Annotated in this window: 15 protein-coding genes and 2 pseudogenes; 7 read left to right on the top strand and 10 right to left on the bottom strand. The window is 30.3% G+C overall.

Features of this window, described 5'->3' with window-relative positions; genetic code table 11:
* Positions 1-312: 312 nt before the first annotated feature.
* Complete coding sequence (locus tag ACXY7N_RS26270; RefSeq protein ID WP_016136249.1) at positions 313-675, bottom strand: PH domain-containing protein; 363 nt, start codon at positions 673-675, stop codon at positions 313-315.
* Positions 676-1,258: 583 nt separating this feature from the next.
* Between ACXY7N_RS26270 and ACXY7N_RS26265 the strand changes: the two genes are divergently transcribed.
* The gene (locus tag ACXY7N_RS26265; protein ID WP_488592732.1) at positions 1,259-1,555 is read left to right on the top strand and encodes a hypothetical protein; all 297 of its coding nucleotides are present in this window, start codon (positions 1,259-1,261) and stop codon (positions 1,553-1,555) included.
* Between the two features lie 98 nt (positions 1,556-1,653).
* On the opposite strand, the pseudogene ACXY7N_RS26260 reads toward ACXY7N_RS26265, so the two are convergent.
* Positions 1,654-1,791: pseudogene (locus ACXY7N_RS26260) on the bottom strand (IS3 family transposase); the annotation flags it as partial.
* A gap of 8 nt (positions 1,792-1,799) precedes the next feature.
* Positions 1,800-1,970, bottom strand: a complete 171-nt coding sequence (locus ACXY7N_RS26255) for a hypothetical protein (RefSeq protein WP_488592731.1) — start codon at positions 1,968-1,970, stop codon at positions 1,800-1,802.
* Between the two features lie 472 nt (positions 1,971-2,442).
* On the opposite strand from ACXY7N_RS26255, the gene ACXY7N_RS26250 reads away from it, so the two are divergent.
* On the top strand, positions 2,443-3,117 hold the full coding sequence (locus ACXY7N_RS26250) for a hypothetical protein (RefSeq protein WP_488592730.1): 675 nt from the start codon (positions 2,443-2,445) through the stop codon (positions 3,115-3,117).
* Between the two features lie 218 nt (positions 3,118-3,335).
* Here the strand turns inward: ACXY7N_RS26250 and ACXY7N_RS26245 are convergent, their stop codons facing one another.
* Positions 3,336-3,725: a hypothetical protein gene (locus tag ACXY7N_RS26245; RefSeq protein ID WP_064475140.1), complete on the bottom strand. Its 390-nt coding sequence runs from the start codon at positions 3,723-3,725 to the stop codon at positions 3,336-3,338.
* Between the two features lie 16 nt (positions 3,726-3,741).
* Positions 3,742-3,891, bottom strand: a complete 150-nt coding sequence (locus ACXY7N_RS26240; RefSeq protein ID WP_488592729.1) for a hypothetical protein — start codon at positions 3,889-3,891, stop codon at positions 3,742-3,744.
* 196 nt (positions 3,892-4,087) lie between these two features.
* Between ACXY7N_RS26240 and ACXY7N_RS26235 the strand changes: the two genes are divergently transcribed.
* Positions 4,088-4,714, top strand: a complete 627-nt coding sequence (locus tag ACXY7N_RS26235; protein ID WP_488592728.1) for a hypothetical protein — start codon at positions 4,088-4,090, stop codon at positions 4,712-4,714.
* A gap of 239 nt (positions 4,715-4,953) precedes the next feature.
* Here the strand turns inward: ACXY7N_RS26235 and ACXY7N_RS26230 are convergent, their stop codons facing one another.
* On the bottom strand, positions 4,954-12,552 hold the full coding sequence (locus tag ACXY7N_RS26230; RefSeq protein WP_488592727.1) for a non-ribosomal peptide synthetase: 7,599 nt from the start codon (positions 12,550-12,552) through the stop codon (positions 4,954-4,956).
* A 366-nt stretch (positions 12,553-12,918) separates the two neighbouring features.
* Between ACXY7N_RS26230 and ACXY7N_RS26225 the strand changes: the two genes are divergently transcribed.
* The gene (locus ACXY7N_RS26225; RefSeq protein ID WP_488592726.1) at positions 12,919-13,845 is read left to right on the top strand and encodes an aldo/keto reductase; all 927 of its coding nucleotides are present in this window, start codon (positions 12,919-12,921) and stop codon (positions 13,843-13,845) included.
* Between the two features lie 499 nt (positions 13,846-14,344).
* On the opposite strand, the gene ACXY7N_RS26220 is transcribed toward ACXY7N_RS26225, so the two are convergent.
* Both ACXY7N_RS26220 and ACXY7N_RS26215 read right to left on the bottom strand, forming a co-directional pair.
* Positions 14,345-14,755, bottom strand: coding sequence for a hypothetical protein (locus tag ACXY7N_RS26220; RefSeq protein ID WP_488592725.1), 411 nt, complete (start codon positions 14,753-14,755; stop codon positions 14,345-14,347).
* 127 nt (positions 14,756-14,882) lie between these two features.
* Positions 14,883-15,101: a helix-turn-helix domain-containing protein gene (locus ACXY7N_RS26215; RefSeq protein WP_151521952.1), complete on the bottom strand. Its 219-nt coding sequence runs from the start codon at positions 15,099-15,101 to the stop codon at positions 14,883-14,885.
* Between the two features lie 145 nt (positions 15,102-15,246).
* Between ACXY7N_RS26215 and ACXY7N_RS26210 the strand changes: the two genes are divergently transcribed.
* From ACXY7N_RS26210 to ACXY7N_RS26200, 3 genes and pseudogenes are all read left to right on the top strand, one after another.
* Complete coding sequence (locus ACXY7N_RS26210) at positions 15,247-15,573, top strand: helix-turn-helix domain-containing protein (RefSeq protein WP_488592724.1); 327 nt, start codon at positions 15,247-15,249, stop codon at positions 15,571-15,573.
* A gap of 826 nt (positions 15,574-16,399) precedes the next feature.
* Positions 16,400-16,855: a VOC family protein gene (locus ACXY7N_RS26205; RefSeq protein ID WP_488592723.1), complete on the top strand. Its 456-nt coding sequence runs from the start codon at positions 16,400-16,402 to the stop codon at positions 16,853-16,855.
* A gap of 33 nt (positions 16,856-16,888) precedes the next feature.
* A pseudogene (locus ACXY7N_RS26200) lies at positions 16,889-17,347 on the top strand (VOC family protein).
* A gap of 215 nt (positions 17,348-17,562) precedes the next feature.
* Here ACXY7N_RS26200 and ACXY7N_RS26195 read toward each other — a convergent pair.
* Positions 17,563-19,305, bottom strand: a complete 1,743-nt coding sequence (locus tag ACXY7N_RS26195; protein WP_488592722.1) for a UvrD-helicase domain-containing protein — start codon at positions 19,303-19,305, stop codon at positions 17,563-17,565.
* Positions 19,302-21,380: an ATP-dependent nuclease gene (locus ACXY7N_RS26190; protein ID WP_488592721.1), complete on the bottom strand. Its 2,079-nt coding sequence runs from the start codon at positions 21,378-21,380 to the stop codon at positions 19,302-19,304. The genes ACXY7N_RS26195 and ACXY7N_RS26190 overlap by 4 nt, the downstream gene beginning before the upstream one ends.
* Positions 21,381-21,885 lie beyond the last annotated feature (505 nt).

Below are 21,885 nucleotides of genomic sequence, written 5' to 3'. Positions count from 1 at the left end.
TCTTTACTTAGGAATCCTCCACTTCTAAACCAAGTGAAAGTGGGGGTAGTTCAAGCCTCTTTCAAGTCCTAATGCACACCTTAAAAATAGCACTTTTAAAAAGTGCTATTTTTACTTTGCATGTCATCCATCCATGTATAAGGATAATAAAACTCTTTAATTTTATCTTTAGAAAAGCAATAACCTCCCATCAAACAGGATGATAGAAGGTTATTAAAGTCATTTAAAATTTGTTTTTTGTTTTAATGTTTTCAATTTTAGCAAATCATACTATTGTTTAATTTGAGAAGCAAATTTTAAAAACAAACTTCTTTATTTCAAGATCATAATTTTTTCTTTTACAAATACCGCAAACCTCTCCAGGTCACCTTCCTCAATTAAATTCATCACTTCACGTTCGCCATCATGAAAAAAAATGATTTTCTTTCCTGTTAATAATCCTTTTTCTACATCTATTGAATTAATTTTGGCATAATTAAATACTTTAAACGTTTCACTCCCTAAATATTTTGTATAAAAACACATACGTTCATTTGTAGCGACCAATATCCCTTTTCTTTGACTACCCATACCAAATACTTGATATTGAAACATTCCATATAGGCTATTTTCAATAATCTCATTTTCATTAAGATGTGATTGTACCAATGTCATAGCCGTTTTTATATTTTTCATGACAACTCCTCCTGTATTCTCCCTTTATTAACTATAAGGATATTAGAATATCTATATTTTCATCATACAGGATAAAGAGTTTAAATTCCAATTAATACCACTTTTTAGAAAAACTTTATTAACTGTGAACAATCCTACGATGAATTGAGATTTTAACTTTTGAATATTTTATTTAATCCTTACTAATAATATAAATAAATTGGTACCAGCCAATCAGTATCCATAATAAATCTTTCTTTTTTTGAATTCTTCCTGTGGCAAGGCGGCTATTTTTTATAGCTGCCTTGCTTGAATTAATTATAAATATTTACACATACTATTAGCGGAATGCTTGAATCATTGTCATTGTAAAATGTTCAGCGCTTCCGCTCCTTAAGAGAACAGTCTACGCAACTGTTCTCTTTCCTATTTCCTTTTTTCACAGATATAATATGACAAGCGTTATTAACTCCGCTAAATTCAATAGCATTGCAACATTTTCAATATTCCCTCAACAAATTCTCAATATTTTTCATGGACAACAGCACACTTTCTCAACAGTTTTAATATCTTAATATTAAATACTGAAAGGAGATGTTGAAAAATGACTTGGTTCATTATTTTAGGGTTTATGCTTATTTTAATAATAAGCGGTTTTCATGCACATAGTATTCATATCATTTTCAAAATAGGTTCAGATACAAAAGCTGTGCCAAGTTGGTCTTTCGTTAATAAAATAAATTTCCGAACATTAAAAGAATTAATAAAAGGACTAAATAAGGATAAACTTAAAATCCTTACAATAGGAGAACTTGTTATTCCTTTAAGTTTCTTTAATAGATTATTTAGCAAAACATTAATTTTTCTATTCCTATTCTTTTACTCTCAATACTTAAACTAACGTAATATGAGATGAGTTAAAGAATAACAATCACTGCGCGTAGCAAGCCAACAATCGCTCGCCTATGATGAACTGGACCTGAAGAATTAAACAAAAAATTAAGCAGCTGTTTGAATGTGAGTCCGGTATTGTACTGGACTCATTCCTTTTAACTGTACTTGGATTCTTTTGCGATTGTAATGACCTATATAATTATCTAATACTATCTTAATATGTTCTGTATTTTCGAATTTTGTAAGATAAATTACTCTTTCTTTGTCTTGTTCTGTAATTCCATCTCTTTTTGAACGAAGGCCTTTAACTTTTTTAAGTAATCGACTTCTATACGTAAACATTCATTTTCATCTTTTAATGCCTCTATAGCCTCTTCAATAGCTGCTTTATCTAACTTCAATCTTGTATTTGTAATTCCCATAGCTGGATCCCCTTTCTTCTTTTATATAGGAAATCCATGTCTTTTAAATCATATATTTCCCTTCATCTATGAACCATTTCAATGAATTCCTTAACAAAAACGATTCATTTATTTCCTTCGTATTTAATCTATTTCTAAACATTTCAGATATATTCTTTGATAAATCCCACTATATTCATTCCATATTTTTCTCTCCTAAATGAACCGTAGTACATATTATCCACAACATATTTATAGGTTTTTATATTATTTTTAACAAAATCTGCTTACATTTAAATAGACATACCACTTTAATCTGTCAACTCCACCTATATTGATAAATATAAAAAAACGGATTTATTCGACAATTCAATGACTTATAACAGGAAAATATATACATTAAATAAAACCTGATATATCTTTAGTTTGTAAGTTGTAGTTAGTTGGCCAACTTTCCATACAATTTAATAATTTAAAATATAGGGGATCTAAAATGAATCAAGTATTAAGAAAAAGTAAGAAAAAAATGATGTATCTAGTTGGTTCACTTCTAATTTCTCTATCAATGTTTTCAACTACTAGTTTTGCAGCTACAGAAGGTGCTGTAAAAAGTGTTACAAATAGTACCTATACCGGAATTGCAGCTGATATAAATCTACCAAAATCAGTTGTTGTTAAAGATGGATATGTGAATTGGTATTTAGGTATTGGAGCATCTAAAGTTGAGGGTGGTATTTCCAAAACACCAAGTGGATATAAGGTATTTCTAAATTCAGGATATAATGAATCAGGTCAAAACAGTAAGTATTGGAACACACAGTTTGATGCGTCAATTAAAGATGGTGATCGAGTAAATCTTAAAATAGTTAATAACGGAAATGGTACGGTTACTATGTATGTAAATGGAAACCCTAGATATGCAAATCAGCCTGTATATGGCTCATTTTCTCAATATGAACCAGTAAAAATGGTTCAGGGGGTTGAAGATACTGGACGTAACTCCTTTAGCCAAGCTAGCTTTTCAAATGTACTTCTAAGAACAGATACATCTGGGTCTACCTACAAAAGTTGGAACAGTTCAATTTCTTCCTCATTTTCAAGGCACGGTACTTATGGTAACAATTTCACAGTTTATTCTCAAGTACCATTAAGTGCAAGTTTACGCTAAAGGTGTTATTTGAATCATAATGTTTTTGTGAAAAAGTAGTTGCACTTGCAGCTACTTTTTTCATATAGAGTACATTGTAATAGATATTCGCGCCAACATAAATGACATCTTTCAACTTTTTCAAAAAAAAGCTATTTATTTAAATGTTATGTACAAAAAAGCGTAGAAATATTTAATTTCTACGCTTTTTATAGGCTAATCAATTCATTCACTTACTATTACAATGCCTCAAATTCATCAATTTCAGCTTTACGCTTTAAAAATAGTTCCATATCTTTACTCTCTCTTTCTATTAAACCAAGAGCATGTGTATCATCCAAGGCTAACTCTTTATATCCCCATATATAATCTATAGTTGTATCTTTGACATGTCTGTGTTCTGCACAATACCATTCTATAGGTTGTAACGCATCAGATATTTTAAATAATTCTGCTGGATACCATGATGGCATATTTTCACGTTCTCCTAAGATTAAATATGTTAATTCACCACTGTGTAACTTACATATGCCATAAACAATATATTCCTTCTTAATAACTAAGTTAAATATTTCCTCGGTTGCCTTTGTTAGATAATCTCCAGTGTTGTACAAACAAGCTACTTTCATAATAAACGCTCCTTATTCATTTTTTATCTTTAAATTTAAAATCATCAAATTCACCAGTTTTTGTATTTTTAATATAATGTATTTCCACACCATTTACACCTAGGATTTTTCTTTCCCCATTTCGCATGAAGGTTCCTTTTTGCTCTACGGTAACACTTTCATACATACACATCTTCATTTCCATTTGAATGATAAATTATTAAATCAAGATTTATTATTATGCAAAATTACATTTCAATTGTAGTTGATAATCATTCTTAATGTAACTATAATGATTACATGTTAGGTGATATACGAAAGTTATTTACGAATTAAACCTAACTGCGCATTTAACTACAACCGGAATGGAGATGTTATAAGGTATGAAAAAAATCATTTTAGCTGGTGCATTAGGAATTGCAGCTCTTGCAGGCACAAATCTACCAGGATTAGAAGTAACAAAAGCAAGTGCAGCTTCTATCGAGTCAAATTTATCAACAATTGAAGGGCGTGTAGTTGAGGTTACTGATAATGTTATCTCTGTTGAGTCAACAAAGTATTCAGAACCTATTAGTATCTATTTAAACTCTACACCAAATGTAAAAGTTGGTGATCAAGTAAAAGCTACTGGTGCAATGATGCGTAATTTTACGGACTATATGATTGCAGAGTCAATTGAAAAGGTTCAAGGTACTGATACATTACACCAAGGAAGTTATTTAAAACATGTTTTTGCATACGAATATGAAATAGGACATGTTACAAAAGTAGATAAGTTTAAATCTGGAATAGAAGAATATAATTATGTAATTGTTCAATATACTGGAATTGACGGAAGTAAACGTAATGTTACAGTTTATTTGACACACGGGCAGAAATTTAATGTAGGTGAAAAGGTTAAAGTTCATATGTCGAACGCTGAAAGAAGTAATGAGTGGTCGATAACAGATGAGATTGAAAAAGTTAATGATTCTCAAGCATTAACTGATGATCGATGGATTTGGTCTTAATATAAAATTGTATTTTTTCTCTTATTGAAAAGAATTATTTGTCTTGGTTAATTTCTTCTGTTAGTAATATGAAGAATTGAAATATTATCCAACCAACTAAATGTATAAACCTTTTAATCGAAAAGAACTTGTAGACAAAACTACAAGTTCTTTTTACTTTTCCAAATAATAAGAGAAAGTAAACAAATATTCAAAACTTCATATTTATAAACCAATCTGTTCAAAATTGATGGTATATTCTATAGCAATATTGGTTCTTTAATGGCTGGTAAAAACTCGATACTCATAGCGTAATGTAATAGCAAATTGATATACTCTTGATTTGGTTCTAAACAATGTACATTCTTCAAATATCCTTGCGTATATAAACAAGATGGTATAGCTACTGATAGCTCTTCTACAGATTCTAATAAAGGCATTATGAGCTCTAAAGCTTTCTGTTCATCAGTAGTTAGATTCGTATTAAAAAACTTCTCTATATACTTCTCTTGTTTCATTAACAGGATATCGTATCCAAAAGCTTGTAAACTATTAATAAATTGGTCCCATTTTAGCTGAGTTGGATTACAAATATGCATAGTTTTATTTACTGTATTGACCTTATAGGATAATTCAGTAATAGCTAAACTTCCATAGTCTACAGGCGTTAAATCTACATACGTATTGATTTCAGGTGCTACGTTAGATAAGCATATCCCTTTCAACAATCTATAAAAAGCGTTTTCATTAATATTGAATTGAAATTTACCCGTTTTAGAGTTACCCACTAAATTCCCCACACGGTATATCGTAGCACGAACCCCTTTTTCCATTGCTTCTCTGACCATTTTCTCGCCTTGAAACTTACTTTCTAAGTACACATTATCTAAATTTTGCCCTCTATCAAAATTAGACTCAAAGAATTCAAATTCTTTTGGATCGCTTTCAGCCTGCCCTACTACACTTAAAGTAGATATATAATGAAAACGTGCATTTGTATTCTTAGCTAATTCCAATAAGTATTTTGTAGACTGAACATTTACCTTTTGAAAATGCTCACGTTCCCCATAGTGTCTAACTTCTCCACCACAATGTATGATTGACTCTACCTTATTCTTTAAATAGTCCAATCGCTTTGAATCTAGACCTAGATTCATCAAAGATAAATCTCCTTCAATTAATTCTACTCTCTCCTCCAATTTTTGAAGAATTTCTTTACCGAAATAAAACACCATTCTTTCTTTCAACTTTGCATCAATTTCTTGATTCTCATTTTTTCTTACTAAGCAGTAAATAGTCGTAGATGGCAACTGTAATAACCGTTCCAAAATATGTGCTCCTAAATATCCTGTTACTCCTGTAAGGAACACTACTTTTGGATAATTCACCATATCTAACTCACATTCTTCTAATTTAGTTCTTTTATAAACAGGAGTCGTTTTCGTTTCATTTTCCTTACATACTACATTCATATTTTTCTCTTTCTTGAACGATATTTCTTCCATTTCTTCAATATGAGAGGCTAATTTTTCTATGGTTCTATACTTAAAGAAATCTTGGATTTTCAAGTTAAGGTATAACGGTTTTAATTTGACTAATGCCGGCATAACTTTTAAAGAATGTCCACCCAAATTAAAGAAATCATCTTTTAAACCTATAGATTTAATGTTTAGAACTTCGGACCATACTTTTGCAATGTTTTTTTGCACTTTAGTTTGAGGCTTAAGTATACACTCATCGTTTTGCTCATTATCAAACTCTATTTCTGGCAGTTTTTCGAAATCAATTTTCCCATTAGCCGTTATTGGTATTTCTAACACATGAGAGTAATATTTAGGGATCATATATTCTGGCAATACTTTTGATAAATATAAAGCTAACTTATTTTTCTCTATTTCTAAACCGTCCACTGTTTTATAATAAGCTTGCAATAGCATTCCATCTTTCGTTTGTGTTACCACAGCCTGATTTATCCCCACAAATTCTAATATTGCATCTTCTATCTCCCCTAGTTCAATTCTGTGCCCTCTAATTTTAACCTGCTTATCTTTTCTTCCCATAAATTCTATATTTCCATTTGGTAACCACCTTGCTAAATCACCTGTTCGATATAGTCTTCTACTATTGTCTTCTGAAAATGGGTTTGAAATAAATTCCTGTTTTGTTTTCTCTTCCTGCTTCCAATACCCTTGGGCCAATCCTAAACTTTCAATATATAATTCACCCATGCTCCCTACCGGACAATGTTGCATATATGAATTCAATATATGAACCTTTGTATTAGAAATTGGAATACCAATCGGTATGCTTCCTAAAAGATTATTTTCACCTTCTAAGACTGGTATGAAATAATACATCGCTGAAACAGTTGCTTCCGTAGGACCATACTCATTTACCAGTTGCACTTGGTTTTTAAAAGTATTTTGCCAACTCCTAATAGCATTTGTTGATGCAGCTTCCCCTCCCATTATCATAAATCTTAAAGAACGTATCTTCTCGCTATCCGGTTTAGTTAATGAGGTCGATAATTCATTAAAAAATACTGTTGGTAAATCAGAAATAGTTGCTTGTATTTCTTGGACTGCTTGGGCATATTCGACAGTTGAATAGCGCTGTTCATCACTTAATACATACAGCTCCGCTCCATTTAACAAAGTAGAAAAAATTTCCGATACAGAAGAATCAAAACTATGAGAATAAAACTGTGTTACTTTATCATTTGGAGAAATCTGAAATACTTCATTTCTCCATTCAACTAAATTTAATACTCCTTTATGCGTTAATAATGTACCTTTTGGTTTGCCTGTTGATCCTGAAGTATAAATCACATATGCCAAATCATCTGGCTTATTAAAAATTTTCACATCATCATTTATAGTCGTACGATATATATCCTCTATTATTGAAACCATATAATTGCTTACATTCAAATGACTTTTGTATTTGTTACTCGTTATAATTCTACATGCCTGGCTATCACTAACTATATAATTTATTCTATCCTCAGGGTATTTTACATCGATTGGTATATAGGCAGCACCGGCTTTTAATATTCCAAGCATAGAAACGATACTATTCATACTTCTATCTAAAAATATGGCTACCTTATCACCTCTTTTTATACCTTTTCCGATTAAATGTTGAGCTACTTGATTAGAGCTCATATTTAATTGTCTATATGTTAAAGATTCTGTTTCAGTCGCTATAGCAATCCGATTGGATTGTCTATCTACTTGCATATAGAATTGCTCCTGTATATTTTGAAAATAAGGATACGGTCTTTCTGTATGATTTACCTTTCTATATAGAGATTCCTCTTCCAGCGATAGGAATGAAAGATTCTCATATGCCACTGTTCTTTGATGAATAAATGCGTCCAGTATATTAAGTAAATTTTGAGTAAACCTATTAATTGACTCTTCCTTGAAAAGATTAATATTATACTCAAATGAAATCTCTACATAATCCGATCCTTCTTCAACAGCTAAAGAAATGTCAAACTTACTAACATCTTGTTTATTAGGTAACAATTGAAGCTTGTACGCATCATGTTGCTGCAAAATATCTTTCTGGTAACTAAACATAGTAGAAAAGATCGGGTTATTTCCAAAGCTTCTATCCGGATTTATTTGCTCAATTACTTTATCAAATGGGTATGATTGGTTTTGGAAAGAATTCAAACATTTTTCTCTCACTACTTGTAATAGCTGTTTTAAATTTTTTACATCATTTAATTGTGTTCTAATCGCTAAAGTATTTACAAAAAATCCTTGTATTTGTTCAAATTCTTGATAATTCCTTCCAACAACCGGTGTACCTACAATAATGTCTTTTTGATCCGTTAGATAATGTAACAATTGAATATATGCTGCCAAAAATAGCATATACATCGAAACATTCTCTTGTTCACATACTTGTTTCAAAGACTCTTTCATTTTATTATCTAACTTCATTTCAAATACTGTACCTCTATTTGTACTTTGATGTTTCTTACTAAAATCTAAAGGAAGATTTAGTATAGGAAGAGGCGCTGCAAGTTCGGCCATCCAATAAGATTTTTCTGTATCCCACCGACCTAATTTTAACTGCTCCTGTTCCCACCCAACATAATCTACATATCGATTAGAAATAGTTGGCAAGTCAGGATTTCTTCGTTTAGCAAAGGCACTATATACCTTCATTAATTCATCTAATAAATTCCTTACACTCCACTCATCAGTAATAATGTGATGTAAATTGATATATAAATAGGATTTTTTCTTATCAAAATTAAAAATTCTAATCCGGAAAAGCGGTCCATTTTCCAAATCAAATGGTGTATGATCCGTTTGATTTATTGTTCTACGTGTATATTCTTGTTGTTCCTTTTTAGCCATGTGTTCAATCTCATGGTGTATCAGGTCAATCGCTATTGATTTTAATATGACTTGTCTAGGCTCCCCATTTTTTTCAATAAACACTGTTCGGAGCATCTCGTGTCGTTCAACTAAAAATCTTATGGCGTCTTGTAAAATATCTTTTTTCAAACTCGGCTCAATATATATGTGTAGTGGTGTATCATATACTTTATTAATACCGTTAGATTTATTTAAAAACCAGATTCTTTTTTGAGCACTTGATAACTGATAACTTTCCTTATCTACAACTTTTAATATTTGCATCTTCTGTTCTTCCCTATCATGATTTACTTCCATTAATTTATCGATGTAAGCAGATAGACTAGCAATTGTTGTATGCTCAAAAATATCTCTAATTTCTATTTTCAAATGAAACTCTTTTTGAATTTGATTTAATACTTGCACAGCAATTAATGAATGTCCCCCAAGTTTAAAAAAGTCGTCATCTCTACTGATTCTATATTTCCCTAAATTTAAAATCTCTGACCATGTTTTTGCCAACCTTTTTTCTGTGCCACTTATTGGTGGTATATATTGATTTTGCATATTTTCAAGTAAAGATGGGATTTGTAATTCTAATTTTTTTCTATCAACCTTACCACTTGGTGATAATGGAAATGTTTTAAGATGAAATGTATAATTTGGCATCATAAAATCTGGTAATCTTTCACTTATGAGTGTTTTTAAGTTCTCTTGTTTTATCTCTGTATTGTCTTTTGATACATAAAAGCTAGCAATTTTGTCATTTTGATAAGTTACTACTACTGCATCTTTTACCTCTGGGTGTTTAAATAATGCTCTTTCTATTTCATCAAGCTCAATTCGATACCCACGTAGTTTCACTTGATTGTCTTTCCTTCCGATAAATTCTAAGTTTCCATTTGGTAAAAGACGTACTAAGTCCCCAGTACGGTATATTTTTTTATTGCGATTATATGATTTTTCAAAAGAAATAAATGCCTCTTCTGTTTTTTTCTTTTGATTTATATATCCTTTAGCAACCCCATCACCACCAATGAATAACTCACCTACTACTCCTGGCGGACATATCGTGTTGAACGGACTGACCACGAAAACTTTACTATTAGCAATTGGTTTACCTATTGGGATATTAGAAGTTTCTTCTTTTATCTCATGATTTACTTCATAAATGGTTGTACATACAGTAGCTTCAGTAGGACCATATGCGTTAAGAACTGGAATCTTTAACCCTACTTTACTTTGCCATTTACGAACGGATTCAGCAGGTAATGTTTCCCCTCCTACAAATACACATTCTAAAGAATTTAATTTCAGCAACATTTCTTTTGGCATATCAGCTATTAATTTAAAAAATGCAGTTGGTAAAAGAACAAATGTAATACCATTCTTGTTAATTACATTTATAAATTCTTCTGCAGAACGTTTTTCCATTTCAGAAATTAAATGCATTCTTCCTCCGCATAACAAAATCGGAAACATTTCCATAATGGAGGCATCAAAAATCATTGTTGCAAATTGTAAAAATACATCATTTTTGTCTAAATTAAATTGATTCATTAATGAATATGATAAATTAATTACTCCTCTATGTGGTACAACTACTCCTTTTGGTAAACCGGTTGAACCTGACGTGTAGATAATATACGCAGCATCTTCTATGTTATGTGTAGACGCAATATTTTCTATAGAATTAGTGTAATGAAAATCCTCTAGAAAAATTGTATGAATCGCAAAACTTTCAATTAATCCCCTGAATTCTTTCTTTGTAATAATCATTTGACTTTCACTATCTTTTAATATAAATTCTATTCTTTTTTCAGGAAACTTTGGATCGATTGGTACATAAACTCCACCTGATTTTAGTATACCTAGAATGCATACAATTGTATCAATCTCTCTCACCATAGTAATACTTACACGCTGTCCCTTTTTTATATTATTTTCACGTAAATAATTCGCAATTTGATTGGACCTTTGCTGCAATTCATAATAGGTAATCGATTTATCCCCCATTGAAATCGCTATTTGATTTGGCGATTTTAATGCTTGTAGATCAATTAATTGATCTACTGTTTTTGAATTAGGATATGCAAGAGTATTTGAGTTTATATCTTTGTATAAACGATAATCCTTTTTTAAGAGTAAATCCAATGAATGGATAGGTTCGTTCACATTCTTCATTAGTTTTTGTAACAAATATATATATCTTTCAACTAAATCATTCATACTATCTGGTTTATATAATGCTGAATTATAGTCAATCTCAATTTTATTCTCTGTTTCCCCTTCATATCTCATTATTCTCCAGGTCATGTTAAAAGGATTTACTCTTTTACAATCTGTTAAAACTGTGGACTCAATATCGGGAATTTTCAATTGAGGTATCCTTACCGTATTAAATGCTGTTGAATAAATCATATTATGATGTGTATTATTATTTAGATTTAAATCTCTTACTATATGTGAATATGGATTATGTTTATACTTAATAGCCAAATGAACAGATTCATTCACTTTGTTAAGTATTCCCTTAAATGTATCACCTTTTTCTATTCTTATACGTATAGGTAATGTATTAACAAAATAACCAAAAGCATTCCCTTCTTCCGTTTGTGGTCTAGTATTAATTGGAATACCTACAATAATTTCTTCAGCATTTGTCATTTGATGAAGCAAGGCACAATAAGTACTTAACATAACCCGATAGACACTTATGTTATTTCTTTTAGCAAAACATTGTATTTGATAAAATAGATCGGCATCAATATTCTTGCTTATATTTTTGTTCGTATATATCGGTTCATTCATTTTATTAATAGTAGCAGGAAACTCTGTAGGAGGTAGTTCACCTTGTAAATAATCTTTCCAATAGGATAATCCTTCTCTATATATTGCACTGTCAATAAAACCTTCCTCAAATTCTACAAGGCTCTTATAAGGAGATTCTAATATTAAACCCGTATTTTCTTGAAGTAATTCACAATACGTATGAGACAATTGTTGGATAAAAACTCCTAAACTACATCCATCATAAATAATGTGATGAAAAATCATATGTAAAATAAATTCATCTTCACACAATTTAATGATGTGGAATTTAAACAAAGGCCCTACTTCTAAATTAAATTTCTCATTCACTATAGAGTCTAAGAATTTTTTTAAAATAAATTTTTGTTCTGTGTTTTTAAAAGCAGTTAAATCCTTAATGGGTATATCAAAACCTATACTCTTTTGAATGGATTGTTTAATTTTTTCGTCCCTCTTAATAAATAGTGTACGTAGCGCCGGGTGAGATTGCACTATTGAAGCAAGCGCTTTCTTAAAGTTATCTATTTGAAGATTTCCTTTTAGCTTTATTATGGCAGCTTCATTGTTCATTCCATTTTCTAATTCCATTTGATGAGCTATCCATAATGCTTCTTGCCCTACTGTTGCATCCAATTCTTCTACAATTTCATATTGTTTTTGTATTTCCTTCATATGAATTTCTCCTTTTATAGATATTTCAGAACGGATAATATTTACAATTACAACTATATGTACACATTCTGCGATTTGTAAATGTATATTTTCCGACTAAATTCAACATTTATTTCGCTTATTGCATAGTTATTAAAATGATGAATAAAATTCATATTTATACCGTGAAAGTTCATACTTTTATTCAATTTAAGCATAAAAAATCATTTCACTAATAATTCCAATTACTTTTTATAAAGTAATCTCATATATATTTATTAAAATATACACTCTAATTTACACCCCGAAAACAAATTCAAGAATATTCCAACTGGTAGCTATATATATTTCTAATAATATAAACTGAAATGGAGGAGTCCGTACATAATGGAATATAGATTATTAGGCAAAACAGGATTAATAGTTTCTGAGATAGGATTCGGCTCTTGGGCAATTGGTGGAGATGAATGGGGCGCAGTAAAAGATAATGAATCCATTGATGCAATCAATAAAGCAATTGACCTAGGGGTTAATTTTATTGACACTGCTGATGTTTATGGACTTGGTCATAGTGAAACACTCGTTGCAAAAGCCATAAATAATCGCAGGCAGGATATCATTCTTTCTACAAAAGGTGGATTAATTGGTCATCATTATGACCCAAATCAACCAGCCGTTTATGAAGATCCTCAAAAGATCATTGATGCGTTTGAGGCTAGTTTACTGCGGCTTAAAACGGATTATATAGATGTGTACTTTTGTCATATTTGGTGGGATAAACCGGAAGAAACAGAAGCCTTTCTACAAGCTTTCCAAACCCTAAAAAAATCTGGCAAAGTGAGAGCTGTTGGCGTTTCTACTAATGATTTAGATTATATAAAACATTTTAATCAGAATAATGATTTAGATGTCGTACAATTCGATTATAGTATTTTGAATAAAGAACCTGAAAAAGACATCCTTCCTTATATTGAAAAACATAATTTAGGTGCTGTGATAAGAGGTCCACTTAAGATGGGAATTTTAACTGGGAAATTTAATCATGAAACTCAATTTCCAGACGATGATTTAAGAAAAGATTGGCCAAAAGAAAAGTGGTTTAAAGATAGCTTAGACAAAGTAGAGAAATTACTTTCACTTGTACGATCAAATCGAAGTCTAGCTCAAATTGCCTTACGTTATGTGTTAAGTCACCCAGCTGTTTCAGTTGCTATTCCTGGTGCAAAAAATTCCACTCAGGTTGAAGAAAACTCTTCACACTTAACTCGTCCATTATTATTAAATAATGAAATTGGATTCATTAAAAAACTTTAACCAGTCTATATTATTCTTCCATAAAAATTATGCTAATTTAACTACTAATTCATTCCCTATTCCATATGTCTATCTACTCTTCATCAAAGAATCTAATATGAATTTCACACTAAAAGTAAATAATCGTTTCATATGAAGATTACTTAGGAAAAGTTGAGTGTAATTGTAATTTACTGTAACCTCCTTCCTTCTCATTATTTTTAGGGGCTTTTTTAAAGTCTATTTCTACTACATTCCCGCTAAATACCATGTCCAATAATCATTAACAATTTGTATAGCTATATAAAGACTCTACTAAATCATTAAAGGAATCTCCTTTCCCCTATCGAATTATTGTAGAGGAAAGGAGAGGAATACATGGAAATTCTAGGATTAGATCCTCGCGCATTAGCGACTTTAGGTGCACTTGAATACACCAATCGTCGTAATAAATTAATCGAAGACTCGGAGAATAACATATACGAGTGTAAAGAAATAAAAGAAATACTTAAATCACTCCCTAAAGAGAAGCAGATTGAGGTTCTTGAGAATCAAGCTCACTTTGAAGCTGTGGCAAAGATGATTGAACAAAACAATTTAATTCTTTTAGAACAGATGAAAGCTCTACAGCTAATTCAGAAATAACAAACTTATGATTAATTAATTCTACATACGCTTCCATAAATAATGTATCTTTATTTATGCCATCAGCCTCTGTTTTTACAGGGGCTTTTGTTATGCGTTGATTCATATTTTGAATTTGAATCGTTTCTTTCACATGTGTGAATAGATCTTCTAATAATCCAGGTGTAGACTCTAACTCCTGCTTTTCAATTTCCTCTGTTACGGCACTTATAAATTCCCATAGTACTTTTGCACCTAATAGTTCTGCTAATCGTTTTTCACGCATTTCAAATGTTTTCATGTTCATGCAAACACATCCCTATAATTTATATATAATGATAAAAACATCATTTTTTTATGTAAAATTGCCTAAAACACTTTCTAAACTTACATTTCTAAAAAATCACTACATCATCTTAAAGATATATTATTATTCAACACACTTCGTGTTGTTCTGAATCAAAAAAAATTGTTTGGACTGTAACGCCATAGAAATTTGCTAATTTTACTTTTATATTATCACGTGGAATTCTTTGTCCATTTTCATACATCTGCAATGTACTAATACTTATTCCCACTGCTTTTGCCACCTCTTCTCTAGATTTCCCATTTCTTAAATTAATTAGATTTTCAGCTACTCTTTCATAATTCATACATTCTCACCCCTGAAACCACATTTCGTGTTGTTAATTAAAATATAAACCGCACAAAGTGTGTTGTCAATAGATTTCAATTATCAATTTTTAAAAGTTTTAATATATTAACACATATTGTGTTAATATATTATCAGGTGATAGAATGAAAACGTTTGGAAATATAATTCGTGATTTAAGAAAACAAAAAGGAATTACGCAAAAAGAACTGGCTCAATCCCTTCAACTAAGTGAAAGTACAATTGGTATGTATGAACGTAATGAACGTCAACCTGATTACAATACCTTGATACGTATAGCAGATTACTTTAAAGTATCTACTGATTTTCTTCTAGGGAGAGATTTTGATGCTGAAGGGAAAGGAAATGATTCAGAGCTAGATCAATGGTTAAATGATATAAAACTTGCTCCATCCCAAAAGCGTGAAGAATTAAAACGTTTTTGGAATTTTATAATGCAGGAAGAAAAGTAATAAATTAAACCCCCACCTCTACAGTGTGCAAGTCTTGAGTTCGAGCCCTTTCCGGGCCAATATATTACGGTAAAATGGCGTTCTATTCAAAGTTAGAGCGCTTATTTTTGTCCGATAATTTATTCATTAATTTAGCCGAAATCTTTGCGTTACGCCGCCAAACTGTATCAAATGGAAGCCTCCTATAAATTTGTTTCATTTTCCATATTTAAAGTTACCACCCTTCTTTTAACATAAATTACATTAGATTTTTTCTAGATATGTATGTGTTGAATTGACTTCTTATAGCTTTTGTTATTTAAGACATCGTTATAAGGTATTATCTGCAACTAAAAAAATTGAAGCATAAATTATATATATCGCAACGCTAGAAGGTGAAATTTAGCTCTATACAAATCGAAATAAATTCAAGTAACAAACAATTATTTATAATTGTTTGCTGCTTGAATGATATAAAGTGATTCAATCGAGAAATTCATAAAAAAAACGTTATTCTTTCCTATTTAGCTTATTTAGAAAGAATAACGTTTTTTTACTTTGGGATAGCAATGTGGGACAACAACCCTCTTTACTACACTAAGACAACTATAAAGATAGCCCCATAAATAATACAGTAATCACATAATACCCCCTCATAAAAGGTGTTTTCACATATAGAAGACATCTTTTTAGTCTACAACTTTTTTTTAACAGTCTAATACTTTTTTCTATAGTCTAAAACTTTTTTTTAATAAAACAGCTGTTTCTTTTAATAACATAGTGATTAGATATATTGAACTTAAAAATTATAAAATGATATTGGTTGCTTATACAAGGAGGATTTTTGATGATTAAAGGGATTTTTGAAACACATATTAATGTAAGTAATTATAAAATATCCGCTGAATTCTATGAAAAATTATTTAATATTATTCCTTTGTATGAAGACTCTAATCGAAAATCTAAGTTTTACTGGATTGGAAAACCTGGAGAAGCTATGTTTGGCATTAGAGAAAATTATCCTTCACCGGAGGTTCAGCGTCAACATTTCGCTTTTAGAGTAGATGTGAAAGATATTATTAAGGCGAGAAGTTATTTAAATGAATTAGGAATTGAATCTACAAATTTCTTTGGTGGAAATTCCGAAGAATTAATGGTATTCCCTTTTATGCCCGCTGTGTCGATTTATTTTGCAAATCCAGATGGTCACTCAGTTGAGTTTATTTCTATGCTAGAGGATAAACCAAGACCGGAACTTGAAATTATGTCCTGGAAAGAGTGGGAATTTATACACGGAAGATAATTATAAATTACAATAAAGAAGGGAATAAAAATAATGATTCAAAATATATACGAAACACATTTACATGTAAGAAATTTAGAAAAGGCGATTGATTTCTATCAAAACAAGTTAGGATTAGCATTAGCAAGAAAACTATCCAAAAGAAGAGTGGCTTTCTTTTGGGTAGGAGAAAATAAAAAACAAATGCTTGGACTATGAGAAGTACATAATATTGAAAACTTTGAAACAAAACACTTTGCTTTTGGTGTAGATTTAGAGTTTTTAAGGACTTCTAAATTGTGGTTAGAGGAACGTGGAATAGAAGTGGTTGGAAGTCAGGGGAAAGGAAATCAAGAGCCAATTGTCCAAAGATGGATGCCCGCTGCAAGTGTATACTTTCTGGACTGTGATGGAAATAAATTAGAATTTATTTCCATGTTACATGATAATCCAGATGAATTAGAATATGCATCCTATTTAAGTGAATGGGATGCGGAACACCAAGAAAAATGAATGAAATTGTATCTATAAAAAGTTGTTTAATTTTATCTCTAAAAAAAGTAACCTTCTATCAAAGCGATTGATGGAAGGTTACTAAAGGTGTTTAAAAACTATATTTCTTATTTCATCTTGTAATTTTTTAGAATAATAAAGTTGTTTAATTTCACAAGGCGAATAATTAAACATAGCTTCCTTTATACTATCTAAGATTCCGATTATATTTAACCTTAAATTAATTGAGGTTCTTTTTCTAAATCTATTATTTGAAAATTGAATTTAGACTCTATTATTGCTCGATTCGCTTTTGATAATTTTGGCGTCACTATAAATAATCTATCCATAGCTCTACTTATACCTACATAATAAATTCGTTGTTCTTCGTCTTCAGCTAAGGTTGGATTAGTAAGAAACCCTATCGTACCTGCTATCAATAAGACATTTTGAAACTCATCCCCTTTGGATTTATGAATAGTCCTATGCTGACTGATATCTTCTTTATAGCTTATACATAATGCTACCTCTTTATAAGAATATGTATTATAAAAATCTTGGGTAGCACCTTTTCTAAAACCGGGCATTTCTATATCTTCTCTAACTAATTGATAGAATTCCATCAAAGGTTCTTCAAAAAGCGTCCCTTGTTTTTTTATTAATTTTTGTAAAATTAATACAGATTTATTGAATTGCTCTTTTTCAGAATAACGACTAAAATTAGTACTCATTTTTCTTATAGCATTTTTATAATCACTATGTTTAGCAAACTCTAGAGCTTCCATTGAACTTTTTATAATATTATATCGTTTTGGATTATCTTTTGAAGCTAATTCAACCAGCAGTTTAGTATTTAACTTACTATTGTCTATCTCAAATTTCATTGCATTTGCGGTTGGATTATCTCTCGCTAAGGTTTGAATGAACATATCATTACCATATATCTCTTGGATTTCATTATATGCCTCTATACTATTCCCTACAAATAAGATAGGTCTATCATGGTCTACATTTCTAAATTTAGTTTGATCAATATCTGTTCTAATTTCATTTAATAAATCAATTATTTGATTAGAACTTCGTCTATTTTCAGTAATAGTATATTCACTTAGATTATCAATTTTGAATTCAAGATAATCTTCTATACTAGCACCTTGAAATGAATATATTGATTGTGCAGGATCTCCAATTACCCCTACAATAGTTTCTTCTTCTGCTAATAAGGATACTATCTTAGCTTGAATCGGATTAGTATCTTGAAATTCATCTATAAAAAAATAAGGAAATTTAGCACGTAACACGTTTAAAATAAATGGGTATCTTGTAATCAATTCATAACTAAAATACAGCACATCGTCATGATCAATTTTACCATCCTGCCAATATAATTTTTTATAGCTAAATAAGTCTGTTTCTAAGATTTTAACTATCTTACGTAACTGTTTAGCCTTACTTTCCTCACCTCTTAAATATAATGTTAGTTCACTATTAAAACCATATTTAACACTAGATAACCAATTGAATAGCGCATCTTTGTTTTCTGGTAGTTTTAGCAATTGATTTATTGTATAAGGATGCCTTAACTTTTCAGTCATAGAATGATTTTCTAACCAAAATTGAACTTTATTATATTTAGGTTCGATGTTATCATGACCCTTTATTTTTTGAAATTCTATGTCAAATAATTCTGCTATATGAGTAAGATATGGTTTAACAACATGACTATATAAAAAACTATGAATAGTTGAAACTTCTACTTGATTGACGGATTGCGTTCCTAGCCTGTTCAAAATGGTTTCTACAGCTACATTGGTATATGTTATACATGCTATTTTCCGTGTCTTCTCTAGTCTCTCAGAATTTTTCAATGTGTTTTTAATATGATTTATTAGCCAATGAGTTTTACCGGCACCTGGCCCCGCAGTAACTTTGAAATGTTGCTCAATATCTATTGTATCTTCAGAAGAAATAAGAATCATTCTTCACACATCCATTCTATTGCTTCTTTAATATAATCTGGTACGATAAACTCTTTAAATTCAGTGCTTTCTTTTTCTCCAGCAATTTTCTTTTTCAATAAGTTTTCCTCTAGTACATAAGCTAACTCTAATGCGTTAACCCCTTTTCCTACTGAATTTAAATATCTTGCAGCGATTAATGCTATTTTCTTATCTTCATCTGCCCATTTTAACCGTTTGTCTGTTAATGCTTGTCCAATTCGTTCGTTTTCTTTTGAAGCATTTAAATTTTTAAGCATTAAATCCAATGATTCGCCATTACTATATTGATCCATTAGCTTAAAAATCTCGTCTTTATTGGCTGTAGAATCTGTAACCAACCCCTTAAAGTTTGGGTTAAAACGAATCAAATCGTACTCTAATGTTTTTCCATATTTTTCATCTTGCAGAAGGAATCTAATATTATCAGGATAACTATTTATCTCTTCATTTCTTTTATACTCATACCCAGTTTCCTCTATATACATTTCAAATGGATAACATTTTTTAAATGATTTTTTTGCAGTCTTATCGCTAGAAGTTAACTGTTTTCGCTCAGGATCCCTATCTGTTATACATACTACTTTTCTTTTAATAGAGTATGGATTAGAAGCATTAAATAGGTTTAAAAAATGATTGAAATATTTACCTCCTACGTTAATCACAGCAATATGACAATCTTCTAAAGAAGTATCCAGATATTCAGCGAATATCGACATTAATAGCTGTTCTGCCAACCCTTCTACTAAGATAATTTTTTCAGCAAATAGCATATTTGATTTAGTGGCATCTAAAAATCTTTGAACATATTTTTTACTCTCTTCATTTTCACAGAAAGACTTTCCTGGATAACCAATTAAAGTTTCGCTGCCATCTTTATAGATACAAATTAATTCGTCCAAATTCACAGCACCTGTTATATGAGTAGAATGTGTAGTAACGAAAATTTGTCTCACTTTTTTGTTCTTTAAATTTTTTTTAAGAAAATTTAGTAATTGCCTTTGCATTGTAGGATGTAAATGTGCTTCAGGCTCTTCAATTATTAACATCGGATATACTTTAGCATTACTACCTAAATATTCTTCATTTGCATCAACCTGCATTTTTGAAAGTAAGAGCGACATAAATATTAAATTATTGTAGCCAAGTCCATTATTAATAATAGGCATCTTAATACCTGTTTCATATTCAACAATTAATTTTAACGCAGAATAAAGTTCGATATCTGTTATACTACCGTCAAAATTAGGAGTAGACTTGTCAAATGAAGCACCTATATCATTTGCATATGATAAAATGTGTTTTTTACCTTCTGTCATTCGCTCGTTCAATAGTGTAATTAAATTCCCCGCAAAATCTCCGAATTCTTTCTTTTTCTCTTTAATAGCAGCTTCCTTTTGTTCCTTTTCTAAAGAGTTATCAGATTTTATGTTATAGTCCATGAAGAAATCTAAAACATTTTTTAATAGCGTGTTTTTTCCGCTAAACATATCTCTTTCGACATCTCTTATTGCATCTAAAAATTGAAAATCAAATTTATTTAATGATTCACTATCAGCAGTTATTTGATTAGTAGATTCTCCACCCCAAATTTTATATGTATACAGTCTCAGAAATTCATCTTGAATAACTTGCCATACTTCAAATATATTTTCCGCTTCATTTATTACGCTCTGATACTTTTCATGAAACTTAGTTGGGAGATAAAATTCATATTGCAGTTTAGCCTCATAAGGTTCTTCTAGCTTAGTTAGCCAGTTACTTACAGTCACTAAGTCATCACTCATTAATTCTTCACAGTCGTCTTGCTTTAAAGTAGCAGTTATTTTAATACTAGGTGGATATTCTTTTAATTCTTCTATTGGTATGTTTTTATTAAAATCATCAATTGATAAATGCTTTTTACTATTAGAATTAAAAATTAATGCTAATGCTCGTAATAAATTTGATTTACCAGCATTATTATGTCCTAAAATAACGTTTGTACCATTATTAAAATCTATAGAGTTGGTACGGAAGTTTTTATAATTAGTTATATTGATATTTGAAATATACATTAAAATTAAGCCCCCTTTTATGATGAGTTATAACTATTGTTTGTTCTTAGCTTTTTCGATAATCATTTTGATAAATGACTCTTTTTACTCTGTATGGATGAGTCTATTATTCATATTTTTATTATACAAAGAAAAAAATAAGAGGTGGTATAAATCCCAAATTTTACACCACTTTTTTAACAACTATTTTGTTTTTCATAGGACTTTATTACGTTTTAAACAACTTTATTATTCGCAGACAATAGACCATATTACACATTACTTGTTTCTATCATTGCAATTATTAATTTGGATCCTTCACCTAAAATGAATCGTATTCTAATTATGTGTGCATGAGTTTTAAGCTTTGTTGCATGAGCAATCAGTTCAACATATCATCAATTAAAAAGCTAAACATCTTCTTACATAAAACGTGTGTCTTATCAAAAGTAGCATAAGAAAAATATCTTTATATTGCGCTTTTCCCTTTGAATACATGTCTTCGAAGGAAAACATTTCCTATTTT

Source organism: Bacillus sp. 5w2, assembly GCF_054353775.1.
The sequence above is the reverse complement of the archived record's forward strand: the minus strand, read 5'-3'. Positions and strand labels throughout refer to the sequence as shown.